The sequence below is a fragment of the Pseudomonas sp. HN8-3 genome, from assembly GCF_020790195.1.
GTDB classification, from domain to species: domain Bacteria; phylum Pseudomonadota; class Gammaproteobacteria; order Pseudomonadales; family Pseudomonadaceae; genus Aquipseudomonas; species Aquipseudomonas synxantha_A.
The window spans coordinates 1,871,781-1,887,653 of sequence record NZ_CP086206.1; the positions used below are offsets into that span (position 1 = coordinate 1,871,781).

Genomic DNA, 15,873 nt, shown 5'->3' on the forward strand with positions numbered 1-15,873 from the left:
ACATTCGTTGGATTGATCATAGCGGCAGGCACACACTTTCGTCATCCCTACTGGAGGGCGAGAAGATGAAAGGTCAAAAAGGTTTTGTATTACTGAATAAGTGGTGGTTTGCCGGTCTGTTTAATAGGGTTGCGCGTTGGCAGTTGTTGCATCAAGAGCGCAATATGCTGGCGACGTTGAGCGATGACGCACTCAAGGATATCGGGCTCAACCGCGCCGACGTCGAGCAGGAACGCCATCGGCATTTCTGGGAAGACCCGCTGCGAAAGTAAGCCAGGATGCAGTAGGGTAGGGAGCGAGCTTTTATGGAGATTGCCATGCCCGCCGACCTGTCCTTTTCACTCAAGCAAGCTCGACGCATGGCGCTGGCCGCCCAGGGTTTCTCGGGGCGCCAGGCGCCTGCCCAGATAAAAGCTGCGCACCTCAACCGGCTGATCGAACGCCTGGGCGTTATACAAATCGACTCGGTCAACGCATTGGTGCGTTCCCACTACCTGCCGTTGTTCTCCCGCCTTGGCCAGTACACTCCGTTGCTCCTTGAGCAAGCAGCCTGGAGCCAGGGGCGGCGGCGTTCATTGTTCGAGTATTGGGGGCATGAGGCGTCGCTGTTGCCGATGGCGATGTACCCGCTGATGCGCTGGCGCATGGAGCGGGCCAGGCAAGGGCAGGGCATCTATGCGCAGATGGCGCGTTTTGGCCGTGAGCAGCAGGCGACTATTGGGCGTGTGTTGCACAGCGTCGAGCAACAGGGCGCCTTGGGTGCGGGCAGTTTGTCGACCCGAGAGGAGCGTGCTGGGCCCTGGTGGGATTGGAGTGATGAGAAGCACGCACTGGAATGGCTGTTCGCCGCCGGTTTGGTCACCGTCGCGGGGCGCCGAGGTTTTGAGCGACTGTATGATTTGCCGGAGCGTGTGATCCCGGGCGAGATTCTTCAAACGTCCATGAGCGAGGCTCAAGCCCAGCGCGGCTTGCTGATGCATAGCGCAACGGCGCTGGGTATCGCCACCGAAAAAGACCTGCGCGATTATTTCCGTCTCGACCCCGCGGACAGCCGCCCGCGCTTGGCCGAACTGGTCGAGGACGGGCAGTTGCTGACGTGCCAGGTGCAAGGCTTCAAGCAACCAGCGTACTGTCTGCCGGAGCCCAAAGTGCCACGCAAAGTGCCGGCGAGTGCCTTGCTGTCACCGTTCGATTCATTGATATGGGAGCGCAGCCGCACCGAGCGCCTGTTCGATTTCCGCTATCGACTGGAGATCTACACCCCGCAAGACAAGCGGGTGTATGGCTACTACGTGCTGCCGTTTTTGCACAATGAGCGGATCGCTGCGCGCGTCGACCTGCGGGCCGAGCGTGCCCACGGGCGGCTGGCGGTGCATGCAGTGCACGAAGAAGAATCGGGGCTGGATGACGAAGGCATGTTGGCGCTGGCCGTCAACCTGCGGCGAATGGCCGCCTGGCTGGGGCTGGAGCAGGTCCAGCTCAATTGCCAGCGACCCGATGCCGCCCGATTAAGGGCGGCGATGTTGATCAGCGTTTGACCTGTTTCAAGGTCTCGGCAATCAGAAACGCCAGCTCCAGCGACTGATCGGCATTCATCCGTGGGTCGCAATGGGTGTGATAGCGGTCCGACAGCCCGTCTTCGGTAATCGGCCGTGCGCCGCCGATGCATTCGGTGACGTTCTGCCCGGTCATCTCGATATGAATACCGCCGGCGTAGCTGCCTTCGGCGTGGTGCACCTGAAAGAACTCCTTCACTTCGCCGAGGATTTGCGCAAAGTCGCGGGTCTTGTAGCCGCTGCTGGCCTTGATGGTGTTGCCGTGCATCGGATCGGAGCTCCACAGCACCTGCTTGCCCTCGCGCTGTACGGCGCGGATCAGGTTGGGCAAGTGGTCGCCGACTTTGCCTGCGCCCATGCGCGCAATCAGGTTGAGGCGACCAGGGTCATTGTTCGGGTTAAGGATATCAATCAGGCGGATCAGATCGTCCGGGTTCATGCTCGGCCCGACTTTCACGCCGATCGGGTTGTTCACCCCGCGCAGGAATTCGACGTGGGCGCCGTCCAACTGGCGTGTACGGTCGCCGATCCACAGCATATGGGCCGAGCAGTCGTAGTAGTCGTTGGTCAGGCTGTCGCGGCGCACGAAGGCTTGTTCATAGTTGAGCAGCAACGCTTCGTGGGCGGTGAAGAAGCTGGTTTCGCGCAATTGCGGCGAGCTGTCCATGCCGCAGGCGCGCATGAAGGCCAGGGTCTCGTCGATGCGGTCTGCCAGTTGGCTGTACTTCTCGGCCAGGGCTGAGTTGGCGATAAAGTCCAGGTTCCACTTGTGCACCTGGTGCAGGTCGGCGAACCCCCCTTGGGCAAACGCGCGTAGCAGGTTGAGGGTGGCGGTGGACTGGTGGTAGGACTGCAACAGGCGGTCGGGGTCCGGCACACGGCTTTTTTCATCGAAGCCGATGCCGTTGACGATGTCGCCACGGTAGGCAGGCAGGGTGATACCGTCGATGGTCTCATCGTTGGACGAGCGCGGTTTGGCAAACTGGCCGGCCATGCGTCCGACTTTCACCACCGGGCAACCGGCAGCGAAGGTCATGACAATCGCCATCTGCAGCAGCACCTTGAAGGTGTCGCGGATTTTTGCCGCGGAGAACTCGGCAAAACTCTCGGCACAATCGCCACCTTGCAGGAGGAAGGCGCGGCCTTGGGTCACTTCGGCAAACTGGCGACGCAACTCACGGGCTTCCCCGGCAAACACCAGCGGCGGGTAGCTGGCCAGGTTCTGCTCCACCTGCAACAGGTGTGCAGCGTCCGGATACTGGGGTTGTTGCTGGATTGGCAGGGCGCGCCAGCTGTCGGGGCTCCAAGGTTGGCTCATCATGAACTCGATTGGGTGATTGACGGATAACGCTGATGTTATCAGCAATTAGTGCGTGACCTGTTGCTGCCGGTTGGCCGACAATCGCGCCTTTGCCAAGCGGTAACCCCTTAGGAGTAGTGATGACCGAGGAGCGTGTCGAGCGCCTGCTGGCCGAAGTCCATGATGATTTCGGCATGATCCGTGTGCTCGAAGTAGCCGATTACCGCTTTCTCGAATTCGGCGACGCCATCGAGCAAAGCTGCGTGTTCACCGCCGACCCGAGCTGGTTGGAGTATGACTACACCCGGGCCATGTTGATCGGTGCGCTGTGCCATGAGCAGCCGGAGAGCGCGTTGTTCCTCGGTTTAGGGGCGGGCACGTTGACCCAGGCATGCCTCAGGTTTCTGCCTTTGGAAGACGTCGAGGCCATTGAACTGCGCCCTGATGTACCGCGCCTGGCCATCGAATACCTGGGGCTCGATGACGACCCGCGCTTGTACATTCGAGTGGGGGACGCCCTGCAATTGCTCGATACCGCTGAATCGGCCGACCTGATCTTCGTCGACCTCTACACCGATGTCGGCCCCGGTGTAGGGCATCTGGCCTGGACCTTTCTGGAAAGCTGCCAGAAGAAACTCAACCCCGGCGGCTGGCTGGTGATCAACCAGTGGGCCACCGATGATGGTAAACCGCTGGGCGCGGCATTGCTGCGTGGGTTGTATCACCGACACTACTGGGAGCTGCCGGTGAAGGAGGGCAATGTGATTCTGCTGGTGCCTTCCGAGCTGGATCAGGAACTGGACCTCGATGCCCTGTCAGCCCGCGCCGAAGCCTTGGCGCCGCGATTGGGGTACTCGTTGCAGCCGTTGATCAAGGCTATTCGGCCGGCGACCTAGTTGTCTGTTCCGGCGCGATCGGGAGCAAGCCCCCTCCCACATTCGACCGCATTTCAGATCCGTTTACACGTACACATGTGGGAGGGGGCTTGCCCCCGATCGCGTCGGTATTGCCAACTCAAATCCCCTTGAACACCCCCGGCCGCTTCTCGATCATCGCCCGGACGCCTTCCTTGGCATCCTCGCTGTTGAGCAATTTATCCACCATGGGCGGCAGGGCGGCGGCTGCGACAGCTTCGCCTTCCATACGCGCCAGACGCGCCGACATCAACGTCGCCTGCACGCCAAGCGGCGCCTGACGAGCAATGCGGTTGGCCAGTTCGATGGCGCGGGGCAACAGGTCTTCACTGGCCATTACTTCCTGTACCAGGCCCAGGCGCAGGGCTTCATGGGCGTCGAACTCGTCTCCGGTAAGCAGCCAGCGCATCGCATTGCCCCAGCCCGCGATCTGGTGCAAGCGCATTGTCGCGCCGCCAAACGGAAAGATCCCACGTTGCACTTCCATCTGTGCAAAGCGTGTATTGCTGGCGCAGAGGTTGATATCCGCCGCCAGCATCAACTCGATACCAATGGTCAGGCAGTAGCCCTGGGCCGCGACGATCACCGGTTTGCTGACCCTGGGCCCTGCGAATACGCCCCAGGGATCGCACCCGCCCAGCGGCGGTTGCCAGCCGCCCGCCATCACGCCGCTGACATTGGCCAAGTCCAGCCCCGCCGTGAAGTGATCGCCGTGGGCAAATACCACGGCCACCCGGGCGTCATCGTTTCGATCAAATTCGCCATAGGCCAGGCTCAGCTCATTGAGTAAATCCAGATCGAAGGCATTGCGTTTGGCCACGCGGTCCAGGCCCAGCAACAGAACATGGCCCTCAAGTGCACGGCTGACGCGGCTACTGCTGGCTTGTTTCATCGGGTGTGCCCTCGGGCGCGGGTAGGGTTTCAGACCGAAGGGCCTGAGTGGGTGGGTGAACCGTTTAAGCTTGATGACCAGCAGGGCCGGGCCTTTGAAAAATAGACCCTGGCGCACAGATCTGCAAAGCCCGCGACGCAGCGCGGTTTATCAGTGCGCTGCGATAAAAAAAGCTCCCTTTTTCAGCTATTTCCGGTATAGTGCGCGCCGGCCTTTAACCGGGCCGCGTTTAGGTAGCGCAATTCCCCGAAGTCAGCTTCGGCTGCACGTCCGCACAGCGGACTCTCCCTTGACGAATCTTTTTCATTCATTCGTTTTCGCAAATCCCCGCCGACAAAGCAGCCAGGGCGACTCTTGAGTCTCAACACGGCATGCGCAGCTTTGGAGCATGGGTCTTTGCGGATGCACTTAGAGGCAGACCCATGACCCAGGAAACCGGCGGCTTCGCCGCTTTTAATCTTAACCCGAACATTCTCGCCGCTGTCATCGCGACTGGCTACGAAGAACCTTCGGCTATTCAGCAGCAATCGATCCCGATCATCATGGCCGGCCAGGACATGATTGGCCAGGCGCAAACCGGTACCGGTAAAACCGCCGCGTTCGCCCTGCCTATTTTGCATTGCATCGATCCTGCCAAGCGCGAGCCGCAAGCCCTGATCCTGGCGCCAACCCGAGAGTTGGCGCTGCAAGTAGCAACCGCTTTTGAAACCTACGCCAAGCAAATGCCAGGCGTAACCGTTGTGGCCGTTTACGGCGGCGCGCCGATGGGCCCACAACTCAAGGCTATCCGTAACGGCGCACAGATCGTTGTCGCCACCCCGGGCCGTCTGTGCGACCACCTGCGTCGTGACGAGAAAGTCCTGTCGACCGTGAACCACCTGGTTCTGGACGAAGCTGACGAAATGTTGAAGCTGGGCTTTATGGATGACCTGGAAGTCATCTTCAAGGCACTGCCACCGACCCGTCAGACCGTATTGTTCTCGGCTACCCTGCCGCAGTCGATCCGTGCCATTGCCGAACGCCACCTGCGCGATCCGCAACACGTGAAGATCCAGACCAAGACCCAGACCGTTACCGCGATCGAACAGGCTCACCTGTTGGTTCACGCTGACCAGAAGACCTCGGCTGTATTGAGCCTGCTGGAAGTCGAAGACTTCGACGCCCTGATCATGTTCGTGCGCACCAAGCAAGCGACCCTGGACCTGGCCAGTGCCCTGGAAGCCAAAGGCTACAAAGCCGCTGCGCTGAACGGTGACATCGCCCAGAACCAACGTGAGCGCGTGATCGACTCCCTCAAGGATGGCCGTCTGGACATCGTTGTGGCGACCGACGTTGCTGCCCGTGGCCTCGACGTTCCACGTATCACCCACGTGTTCAACGTTGACATGCCGTACGATCCAGAGTCCTACGTTCACCGTATCGGCCGTACCGGCCGTGCGGGTCGCGAAGGTCGTGCACTGCTGCTGGTGACTCCGCGCGAGCGCCGCATGCTGCAAGTGATCGAGCGTGTCACCGGTCAGAAAGTTGCCGAAGTACGCCTGCCGGATGCCCAGGCCGTTCTTGATGCTCGCATCAAGAAATTGACCAACAGCCTGGCGCCATTGGTGGCTGACGCTGAATCGACCCACGGCGACCTGCTGGACCGCCTGACCGCCGATATCGGTTGCACCCCGCGTGCCCTGGCTGCAGCCCTGCTGCGCAAAGCGACCAATGGTCAAGCCCTGACCCTGGCTGCCATCGAGAAAGAGCGCCCACTGGTACCGAACAACGCCCCGCGCGGTGATCGTCCAGAGCGTTCCGGCGACCGTCCAGAACGTGGCGATCGTGAGCGTCGTGCTCCGGTTCCATTGGCTGAAGGTCGTGCTCGTTGCCGTACCGCGCTGGGTGCGCGTGACGGTATCGCTGCCAAGAACCTGCTGGGCGCTATCCTCAACGAGGGTGGCCTGGCGCGTGAAGCCATCGGTCGCATCCAGGTACGTGACAGCTTCTCCCTGGTGGAGCTGCCGGAGGATGGCCTGGAAAAACTGCTGGCCAAGCTCAAAGACACTCGCGTTGCCGGTAAGCAGCTCAAACTGCGTCGCTACCGCGAAGATTGATCCGCCTCTGGGCTGATTGATCGCACATAAAAAATCCCCGACTGGTTCGGGGATTTTTTTTGCCTGGGATTTCAGGCTGTGCATCTGCGTTAGCCAAAGCGGTAGATGTCCATGCCCAAGGCGCCGAGGGTGAAGCCCTGATGTGCCACGCTGAAATCACCGCCGGCACCCCGCGCAAAGTACAGCGGCAACAAATGCTCGTCGCTGGGGTGGCTGCGCACTGCATGGGGCGCCAGGAGGCGATAGTCATGCAAGGCTGTTTCGTCACCGGCAGCGAGTTTTTCGACCACCCAGTCGCGAAAGGCTAGCGCCCATGGCGTGATGGTTTCCGGCCCGGCGCGCCAGTCCAGCTCACCGAGATTATGGGTGATGCTGCCGGAGCCGATCAGTAGCACACCTTGATCGCGCAGGCTGCAGAGGGCGTGTCCAACCCGGGTTTGAAAAGCCGGGCCCATGCGGCTTGGCAGGGAGACTTGCACCACCGGAATATCCGCCGCCGGGTACATCAGCGACAGGGGCACCCATGTACCATGGTCGAAGGGCCGTTGGTTGTCGAGGCGTGCAGTCAGGCCGTCAGCCTGCAATAACTCGACAATTTCATTTGCCAGCTGTGGATCACCCGGCGCAGGGTATTGCACCGCAAACAGTTCGCGAGGGAAGCCGCCGAAGTCGTGCCAGGTTTCGGGCGCGGCGCTGCCACTCACCAGTAACTCGTGGCTTTCCCAATGCGCCGATACCACCACAATCGCCTTGGGCCGTGGCAACGCGGCTGCCAGGGCCTGCAGCGCCGGGCCGCTGGCACCGGGTTGCAGGGCCAGCATCGGGGAGCCATGGGAGATAAACAGGCTGGGGAGCATAAGAGGGGTCCTGAAGAATAATATGGCGCTATCTTCATTCAGATCATTAATCGAGATCTAATATAAGATTTAGTGTCTTTTGATCGATTTTTTCAAGGTGATGCATGGACGCAAAAATTTGGCAGGAACGCTGGGCAACCAATCAGATCGGTTTTCATCAGTCCGACGTTAATCCTTACTTGCAGCGGCATTGGTCAACGTTGGGCCTGGCTGATGGTGCCAGGGTTTTCGTGCCTTTGTGTGGCAAGAGCCTGGACATGAAGTGGTTGGCGGATCGCGGGCATCGCGTGATGGGTGTGGAGGTGTCTGATCAAGCCGTTGAGGCGTTCTTCAGCGAGCAGGGGCTTACGCCGCAGATCGATCAGAGAGGCGTGTTCAAGGTGTATCAGGCGGGTCTGGTCGAAGTGTGGTGCGGTGACTTCTTCGCCCTTGACTCAAGTGCAGTGGCTGATTGCACAGCGCTGTATGACCGTGCGGCACTGATCGCCTTGCCGCAGCCAATGCGCTCGCGATACACCGAGCATCTCGATACCCTGCTGACCCCCGTCTGTGAGGGGTTGTTGATCACTGTCGACTACGACCAGGCACAAAGGGCTGGCCCGCCTTTCGCCGTCCCGGATGAGGAAGTGCAGTCGTTGCTGGGCCCGCACTGGAATGTGGTCACGCTGCAAGAGCGGGACATTTTGAGTGAAAGCAGCAAATTCAAGGCGGACGGCGTTACTCGGCTTGATGAGCGTGTTTATCGGCTGACCAGGCGGTAAATCACGTCCACGAAAAAGGGGCGATTCAATCGCCCCTTTTTTGTCTTGCCTGGGTTATCAGCCCCGACGACGCAGTGCGTCGATCCGCTCTTCCAGCGGCGGGTGGCTCATGAACAGGCGAGCCATGCCCTGTTTGATGCCACCGTTGATGCCAAAGGCCGTCAGGCTGTCCGGCATATGCACCGGCAGGCCCTGTTCGGAGCGCAAGCGTTGCAGCGCGCCGATCATTGCGCTGGTGCCCGCCAGGCGTGCGCCGGCTTCATCTGCGCGGAACTCGCGTTTGCGCGAGAACCACATGGTGATCGCGCTGGCCAGGAAGCCCAGCACCAACTCGGCGAAGATGGTCGCCACGAAGTAGGCAATGCCGCGACCTTCTTCGTTCTTGAAGATGACCTTGTCGACAAAGTTGCCGATGATCCGCGCAAAGAACATCACGAAGGTGTTCACTACGCCCTGTACCAGCGCGAGGGTGACCATGTCGCCGTTGGCCACGTGACCGATCTCGTGGGCCAGCACCGCCTTGACTTCATCGGGCGAAAAACGCTCCAGCAAGCCCTGGCTTACGGCCACCAGCGCGTCGTTCTTGTTCCAGCCGGTGGCGAAGGCGTTGGCCTCATAGGCAGGGAAAATCCCCACTTCGGGCATTTTGATGCCTGCTTCTTGAGATAGCTGCTCCACGGTTTGCATCAGCCATTGTTCATGGCGAGTGCGAGGTTGAGTGATGACCTGGGTGCTGGTACTCATCTTCGCCATCCACTTGGAGATGAACAGCGAAAACAGCGAGCCGGCAAAACCAAAGACCGCACAGAAAACCAACAGCTGATTGAGGTTCAGGTCAACCCCGTTGGCCGCCATGAACCCGTTGAAGCCGAACAGGCTCAGGGTGATGCTGGCAATCAGCACGACCGCCAGGTTAGTGGCCAAGAACAGCAGGATGCGCATCATGGTTGTAGGGTTCTCCTCATGCTTAATATGTCGCGTACTGCGGGGTATATAAGGTGCCGCATGGGGTGATTCAACCGAGCGACTATTTCAAACTGTGTCCTACAGCGTGAACGTAAGGCCCTGAAGGGATTTTCCGACCTGTATTGTCGGCCATGACCGGCGTGAGTTTGCCTTGCCGCCCCGTGATTATAGGGGGCACGCCTCAGGCAGGGGCTGAGTGAACTACCACCGCGCGTAAGCGAGAAAGAAGTGTTGCCAGATAATCGCTGTACGACCCAATGTGAGTCGTACAGCGTCAATTTCCTTACTGGCGATAGGACTTCAGGAAGTTGCCGATGCGACCGATGGCCATTTCCAGGTCATCCACACGTGGCAAAGTCACCACGCGGAAGTGATCCGGCCATGGCCAGTTGAACGCAGTGCCCTGGACCACCAGCAGCTTTTCCGACAGTAGCAGGTCGAGCACGAACTTCTCGTCGTTGAGAATCGGGCAGACTTTCGGGTCAATCCGCGGGAACGCATACAACGCGCCCATAGGCTTCACACAGCTCACACCGGGGATCGCGTTGAGCAACTCCCAGGTGCGGTTGCGCTGCTCCAGCAGGCGACCCTGGGGCAAGATCAGGTCATTGATGCTCTGGTAGCCGCCGAGGGCGGTCTGGATGGCGTGCTGGCTCGGCACGTTGGCACACAGGCGCATGTTGGCCAGCATGTCGATGCCTTCGATGTAGCTCTGGGCATTATGCTTGGGGCCGGAAATGGCGATCCATCCGGAGCGGAAGCCCGCCACGCGATACGACTTGGACAGGCCGTTGAAGGTCAGGCATAGCAGGTCCGGAGCCAGGGAGGCGGTGCATATGTGAACGGCGTCATCGTAGAGGATCTTGTCGTAGATCTCGTCGGAGAACACTACCAGGTTGTGCTGGCGTGCCAGTTCAAGCATGCCCAGCAGCACTTCCTTGGAGTACACGGCGCCGGTAGGGTTGTTCGGATTGATGATCACCAGCGCCTTGGTGTTGGGGGTGATCTTGGCCTTGATGTCGGCCAGGTCCGGAAACCAGTCGGCGCCTTCATCACACAGGTAATGCACCGGATGGCCGCCAGCCAGGGTCACGGCAGCGGTCCAGAGCGGATAGTCCGGTGCCGGCACCAGCACTTCATCGCCATTGTTGAGCAGCGCCTGCATCGACATCACGATCAGCTCGGACACGCCGTTGCCCAGGTAGATGTCCTCGATGCCGACACCTTCGACCTGCTTCTGCTGGTAGTACTGCATTACCGCCTTGCGTGCACTGAACAGGCCCTTGGAGTCGCTGTAGCCTTGGGCGGTCGGCAGGTTGCGGATCACGTCCTGGAGGATTTCGTCCGGCGCTTCGAAACCAAACGGCGCCGGGTTGCCAATGTTCAACTTGAGGATGCGATGGCCTTCCTCTTCCAGGCGCTTGGCGTGCTTGAGCACTGGGCCGCGAATGTCGTAGCAGACGTTGGCGAGCTTGTTCGATTTGCTGACCTGCATGGCGATGTGATCCTGAAAATGAACGATTCAGACGGCGTAGGCACTACCGTAGGGTGAATCCTGCGCGGTTCGCCCCCATAAATACGTTTGAATGCCGATGGCGCGGGTGCCAGACTGGCGTTTTGAAGAGGCGCAATCATACGTGCCGCCTGATCCATGGAAAAGACACAGATCAGGGTTTTTCAGTTGCCGAGGTGTACCGATGGAAAAGTTGCAGAAAACCGTTGATGAGTGGAAGGCCATGCTCGACCCTGAGCAGTACAACGTGTGCCGCCTCAAGGGCACCGAGCGGCCTTTCAGCGGCAAGTACAACGGCACCAGGACCGACGGCGTGTATCACTGCATCTGCTGTAATGAGCCGCTGTTCGATTCGACCACCAAGTTTGATTCCGGCTGCGGCTGGCCGAGCTTCTACGCGCCGATTGCCGACAGCGCGATGATCGAAATTCGTGACGTCAGCCACGGCATGATTCGTACCGAAGTCACCTGCGCCAAGTGCGACGCACACCTGGGGCATGTGTTCCCGGACGGGCCGCCGCCGACGGGCCTGCGCTACTGCATCAACTCGGTGTGCCTGGACCTGGTGCCGCGCTCGGCTTGAAGCGATAAACAGGCCCGAATGCCAGTCGGTCAAGCGTACGCGTATCACTTCTTCCCCTGAATTGAGGCATTGCCATGAGCGACTCCCTGCTGAGCATCCCTTGCACCACCATCAAGGGTGAGCAAAAGACCCTGGCCGATTTCGCCGGCAAGGCCATTTTGGTGGTCAACACCGCCAGCAAATGTGGCTTCACCCCCCAGTACAAGGGCCTGGAGCAACTTTGGCAGCGCTACAAGGACCAGGGGCTGGTGGTGCTGGGGTTTCCCTGCAACCAGTTCGGCAAGCAGGAACCGGGTAACGAAGGCGCGATAGCCGAGTTCTGCGAGCTGAACTTCGGTGTCAGTTTTCCGCTGTTCAAGAAGGTCGACGTCAATGGCAGCGATGCCCACCCATTGTTCGTACAGTTGAAAAAGCAGGCCCCGGGGCTGCTGGGCTCCAAGAATATCAAGTGGAACTTCACCAAGTTCCTCATCGGCCCCGACGGCAAGCAGGTCAAGCGATTTGCGCCAACGACCAAGCCACAGGACCTGAGCCAGGAGATCGAAGCCTTGCTCAAATGACCACGATAGTGCGGGCGCAGCCTCAGAGGCTTGTCGTCGTCGGTACCCACAACTCCAGCAGCGCATGGAGCTCTTCGCGGCGAAACGGCTTGGCCAGGTAATCGTTCATGCCCGCCGCCCGGCAACGCTCGCGCTCTTCGGACAGGGCATTGGCGGTCAAGGCGACAATGGGCAGGTCTGGCCAGCGCCCGCTACGGCGAATTTGCCGGCTGGCCTCGTAGCCATCCATCACCGGCATGTTGCAGTCCATCAGCACCATATCGAAGCGCTGGTCCTCAAGCAGCTTGAGCGCTTCCCCACCATGGGCAGCCACAATCACCTCACACCCCAGCTTGCTGAGCATCCCCTTGGCCACCAGTTGATTGACCGCGTTGTCCTCCACCAACAAGATGCGCGCGCGGTGAGCCAGCGGCGCGGCTTCCATCTGGATCGGGTCGAGGATCGGTTGCGTGCTGCTGCGCAGGTTGCGTTGCAGGATCTGGTACAGCGCGTTACGGCTCAATGGGCGTGCTTGTTGCTGCAGCGGTGCCAGCGCCGCGACTTCTTCACTGGGCATGAAGTTGCCATAGGCGGTGACCAGCAGAATCGGCGCGCTGATTGCCGGGCGCAAGCGGAACAAGCATTCAGGGCAGTCGGTAATCAACAGGTCAGGGGCCAGTGCGCTCAAATCATCGTCTTGGGAATAGCACCTTGGTGTCAGCCCCCAAGAGGGCAGCAGGGTGGTGAGCAGCTCTGTCAACCCGCCACCGGCATGGGTGATGGCGATTACATCACCTGTGAGCGGTGTATAGCGCGTGGCAGGTAAATGGGTGGGTAGCGGGAGGTCGGCGCAGAACTGGCTGCCAAAGCCCACCTCCGAGCTGATACTCAAGCGGCCTTGCATGGCTTCACACAGATTGTGCGTCAAGGCCAGTCCCAAACCCGTACCGCCAAATTGACGGGTGATGCCCGCACCGGCCTGGGTGAAGGGTTGGAAGATTTTCACCTGGGCTTCCTGGGCGATACCGATGCCGGTATCACAGACTTCAATATTGACCCTGCCTTCCAGGGCACGCAGGCGCACATCGACCCGGCCGAAGCGCGTGAACTTCAAGGCATTGGAAAGCAGATTACTGACGATTTGCCGCACCCGGGTCGGGTCGCCGATGACCTGGGCGGGAAACTGTGGATCAATCAGGCACGTCAGCTCGACACTCGGCGCCGCATTCTGCGACAGCAGGTTGGCAGTGTCTTCCACCAGTGAGCCCAGGTCGAAGGGGATATGTTCCAGTTCCAGTTGGCCGGCATCGAACTTGGACAGATCGAGAATATCGTTGAGCAATTCGACCAGCACTTTGCCCGAGTCATGGGCGATCGACAGTTGCTGGCGCTGCTCGGCATTCAGTGGGCTGTCGAGCGACAGTGCAATCATCCCCAGCAAACCATTGAGCGGCGTACGGATTTCATGGCTCATATTGGCCAGGAACGCGGCCCGTGCCTGTGCCATCCCCAGCGCGGTCATCCTGGCTGCTTCCAGTTCATCATTGGATTGGCTCAAGCGTTGGTTGCTGGCCTTGAGTTCAAGGGTGCGCGCCGAAACGATATTTTCCAATTGGCCCAGGTATTCGGTGAGGCGGTCCTCGGCGTGACGCCGCTGATGGATCTCGGTTTCCATGTTTTCAAATTGCTGGTTGGCGACGTCGACCAATACGCCGATTTCGTCGTGCTCATGCCCCGGCGGGCAATCCAGGCGTGCCTGTTTGCGGGTACTCAACTCTCGGATAATACGTACCAGCGGTTGCGTGAGCATTACGTAGAATAAGCCCAGCAAGATCCCGGTCAGCAGCAGGCTGCGGGTAAATCCGTTGAGCAGGGTGATCTCAGCGCGATGCAGGAAACGGCTGCCAAAGGCATAGGTATCAACGTCGAGGCGCAATACGCCGAGGGATTCGTTGGGCATATGGTTGAGAAACAGTCGGTCCTCGAACTGACGATTGGCGCCAAACAGAAAATCGCTGACCGGACGATAGTTGCTTTCTTTGCGCGGGCGGTTGACGTCGGCCAGCACCGCGCCATTGTTGTCGATCAGCTGCGCACGGGTGATGGCAGGGGAGTGCAGCAGGCCCAGGGTCAGCTCCTGGGCGAGTTCGGCATCGATGTTGTAGGCGATACGCGACGCGGGGTTATGGCTGATTTCAATCAGTGAGCGTATTTCACGGTTGATGGATGCGTCTTCACTGGCATAATCAATGCCGATTTGGATCAGACTGAGCAAGGTTCCCAACACGAAACCGACCAGCACAGTCAATCTGGCTTGTTTATAAGACAAGCGGTGGGCGAACTTGATATCCATCGAGTGTTGAACCACTTCACGTTTCCTTTCGCCCGGCAAGCATAGCTGAACATCCCCAAGCTTCTGCTTGCCGGGCACGAATCGTTTTTTGACGCAGCCTCATGCGGTCTGCCGCAGGGTTGCCAATACGCCATCTTTTACAAGAACTTGCCAGAGGAATAATCATGGATTCTCGATTGAATGCCTTCCTTGAGCGGGCCGACGCCGTACTTGCTCGCCTGGAACCCTTATTGCCGGCCCCGCGCCAAGCCATCGACTGGCGCCAATGCCTGGCCGCTCGTTGGCAGCGTGAAGGTCGCAGTGGCTTCCTGTTGCCGCTGGAAGTGAGCCTGGATATGCGCTTGTCGGACCTGATTGGCGTCGACAAGCAACGTGAACAACTGGCGCGTAATACCCAGCAGTTCCTCGATGGCCTGCCCGCCAACCATGCGCTGCTGTGGGGTTCTCGCGGCACCGGCAAGTCTTCCATGGTGCGCGCCTTGCTGGCTCAGCACGCCACGGCGGGTCTGCGCTTGATCGAAATCGAACGCGACCACCTGGCCGACCTGCCGCGCGTGGTCGAACAGTTGATAAAACTGCCGCAGCGCTTCATTTTGTTTTGCGATGACCTCTCGTTCGAAGCCGGCGAAGGCGATTATCGCGTGCTCAAAAGCGTGCTGGACGGCTCCCTGGAGCAGGCGCCGGAAAACGTGCTGCTGTATGCCACGTCCAACCGCCGTCATCTGGTGCCGGAGAACCAGAGCGACAACGACAACTGGAAACGTGTGGATGGCGAGTTGCACCCGAGCGAGGCGGTAGAGGACAAGATTGCCTTGTCGGACCGTTTTGGCTTGTGGCTGTCGTTCTATCCGTTTTCCCAGGAGCATTTCCTGGATGTGGTGGAACACTGGATCGGCGAGTTGGCCGGCAAGGCCGGCTTGCAGTGGCAGCGCGATGAGCAGCTTGATGTACTCGCGGTGCGCTGGGCCACAGGGCGCGGTAACCGCAATGGCCGTTGTGCCTATCAGTTTGCCCGTTACTGGGTAGGTCTTAAATTGCTGGAACGTCAACCATGATCGATTTGCAACAGGCCGGCAGCGGTCTTGATGGCTACGCCATGCTGTGTGCACAACTGGAGTCATTGCTGGCGGATGAGCGTGACTTTATTGCCAACAGTGCACAGTTTTCTGCGTTTCTGTTCAACCAGCTCGATGACCTGAACTGGGCAGGCTTTTACCTTAATCGCAATGAAGAACTGGTGCTTGGGCCGTTCCAGGGTCAGATAGCCTGCGTACGTATCCCGTTCGGCCGTGGCGTATGTGGCGCTGCTGCGGCTTCACGACAAACCCAGCGAGTAGAGGATGTGCATGCGTTCCCAGGCCATATCGCCTGTGACAGCGCCTCGAACAGTGAGTTGGTGGTGCCATTGGTCAAAGACGGTCAGCTGATTGGCGTGCTTGACCTCGACAGTCCCTCGCTGGCCCGTTTTACACCTCAGGACCAGGCAGGGATTGAACGGCTGGCGGCGATTTTCCTGCGGCTGACCGACTGCTGAACCTGGGAG

The 15,873-nt window shown here is 59.6% G+C and carries 15 protein-coding genes; 9 read left to right on the plus strand and 6 right to left on the minus strand.

Features of this window, described 5'->3' with window-relative positions; translation table 11 throughout:
* The first annotated feature begins 65 nt into the window (after positions 1 to 65).
* Positions 66 to 272: a DUF1127 domain-containing protein gene (locus LJX92_RS08505; RefSeq protein ID WP_228309581.1), complete on the plus strand. Its 207-nt coding sequence runs from the start codon at positions 66 to 68 to the stop codon at positions 270 to 272.
* A 45-nt stretch (positions 273 to 317) separates the two neighbouring features.
* On the plus strand, positions 318 to 1,538 hold the full coding sequence (locus tag LJX92_RS08510; protein ID WP_078820730.1) for a winged helix-turn-helix domain-containing protein: 1,221 nt from the start codon (positions 318 to 320) through the stop codon (positions 1,536 to 1,538).
* Here the strand turns inward: LJX92_RS08510 and LJX92_RS08515 are convergent.
* The gene (locus tag LJX92_RS08515; protein WP_032877128.1) at positions 1,528 to 2,874 is read right to left on the minus strand and encodes a class II 3-deoxy-7-phosphoheptulonate synthase; all 1,347 of its coding nucleotides are present in this window, start codon (positions 2,872 to 2,874) and stop codon (positions 1,528 to 1,530) included. The two genes, LJX92_RS08510 and LJX92_RS08515, sit on opposite strands and share 11 nt — an antisense overlap.
* 122 nt (positions 2,875 to 2,996) lie before the next feature.
* Here LJX92_RS08515 and LJX92_RS08520 point away from each other — a divergent pair, with 122 nt between their 5' ends.
* Entirely contained in the window at positions 2,997 to 3,752 is a 756-nt protein-coding gene (locus LJX92_RS08520) for a spermidine synthase (RefSeq protein WP_005786442.1), read from the plus strand.
* Positions 3,753 to 3,870: 118 nt separating this feature from the next.
* Here the strand turns inward: LJX92_RS08520 and LJX92_RS08525 are convergent, their stop codons facing one another.
* Positions 3,871 to 4,662, minus strand: a complete 792-nt coding sequence (locus LJX92_RS08525) for a crotonase/enoyl-CoA hydratase family protein (RefSeq protein WP_005786443.1) — start codon at positions 4,660 to 4,662, stop codon at positions 3,871 to 3,873.
* Between the two features lie 422 nt (positions 4,663 to 5,084).
* On the opposite strand from LJX92_RS08525, the gene LJX92_RS08530 reads away from it, so the two are divergent.
* On the plus strand, positions 5,085 to 6,758 hold the full coding sequence (locus LJX92_RS08530; protein WP_005786445.1) for a DEAD/DEAH box helicase: 1,674 nt from the start codon (positions 5,085 to 5,087) through the stop codon (positions 6,756 to 6,758).
* Between the two features lie 89 nt (positions 6,759 to 6,847).
* Here the strand turns inward: LJX92_RS08530 and LJX92_RS08535 are convergent, their stop codons facing one another.
* Positions 6,848 to 7,615 (minus strand): DODA-type extradiol aromatic ring-opening family dioxygenase, encoded by a 768-nt coding sequence (locus LJX92_RS08535; protein WP_223018401.1) that lies wholly within the window; start codon positions 7,613 to 7,615, stop codon positions 6,848 to 6,850.
* 104 nt (positions 7,616 to 7,719) lie between these two features.
* Between LJX92_RS08535 and LJX92_RS08540 the strand changes: the two genes are divergently transcribed.
* On the plus strand, positions 7,720 to 8,376 hold the full coding sequence (locus tag LJX92_RS08540; RefSeq protein WP_032877126.1) for a thiopurine S-methyltransferase: 657 nt from the start codon (positions 7,720 to 7,722) through the stop codon (positions 8,374 to 8,376).
* A gap of 57 nt (positions 8,377 to 8,433) precedes the next feature.
* On the opposite strand, the gene htpX is transcribed toward LJX92_RS08540, so the two are convergent.
* On the minus strand, positions 8,434 to 9,321 hold the full coding sequence (gene htpX / locus LJX92_RS08545) for a protease HtpX (RefSeq protein ID WP_005786451.1): 888 nt from the start codon (positions 9,319 to 9,321) through the stop codon (positions 8,434 to 8,436).
* Positions 9,322 to 9,625: 304 nt separating this feature from the next.
* Complete coding sequence (locus LJX92_RS08550) at positions 9,626 to 10,837, minus strand: pyridoxal phosphate-dependent aminotransferase (RefSeq protein ID WP_003189906.1); 1,212 nt, start codon at positions 10,835 to 10,837, stop codon at positions 9,626 to 9,628.
* A 202-nt stretch (positions 10,838 to 11,039) separates the two neighbouring features.
* On the opposite strand from LJX92_RS08550, the gene msrB reads away from it, so the two are divergent.
* On the plus strand, positions 11,040 to 11,438 hold the full coding sequence (gene msrB / locus LJX92_RS08555; RefSeq protein ID WP_005786454.1) for a peptide-methionine (R)-S-oxide reductase MsrB: 399 nt from the start codon (positions 11,040 to 11,042) through the stop codon (positions 11,436 to 11,438).
* 74 nt (positions 11,439 to 11,512) lie between these two features.
* Positions 11,513 to 11,998 (plus strand): glutathione peroxidase, encoded by a 486-nt coding sequence (locus tag LJX92_RS08560; RefSeq protein ID WP_005786456.1) that lies wholly within the window; start codon positions 11,513 to 11,515, stop codon positions 11,996 to 11,998.
* Between the two features lie 22 nt (positions 11,999 to 12,020).
* On the opposite strand, the gene LJX92_RS08565 is transcribed toward LJX92_RS08560, so the two are convergent.
* Positions 12,021 to 14,330 carry a hybrid sensor histidine kinase/response regulator gene (locus LJX92_RS08565; RefSeq protein ID WP_032877124.1) on the minus strand — a complete coding sequence of 770 codons (2,310 nt, stop codon included), beginning with the start codon at positions 14,328 to 14,330 and terminating at the stop codon, positions 12,021 to 12,023.
* 164 nt (positions 14,331 to 14,494) lie between these two features.
* Between LJX92_RS08565 and LJX92_RS08570 the strand changes: the two genes are divergently transcribed.
* Complete coding sequence (locus LJX92_RS08570) at positions 14,495 to 15,385, plus strand: ATP-binding protein (protein ID WP_032877123.1); 891 nt, start codon at positions 14,495 to 14,497, stop codon at positions 15,383 to 15,385.
* Complete coding sequence (locus LJX92_RS08575) at positions 15,382 to 15,864, plus strand: GAF domain-containing protein (protein WP_032877122.1); 483 nt, start codon at positions 15,382 to 15,384, stop codon at positions 15,862 to 15,864. The genes LJX92_RS08570 and LJX92_RS08575 overlap by 4 nt, the downstream gene beginning before the upstream one ends.
* Positions 15,865 to 15,873 lie beyond the last annotated feature (9 nt).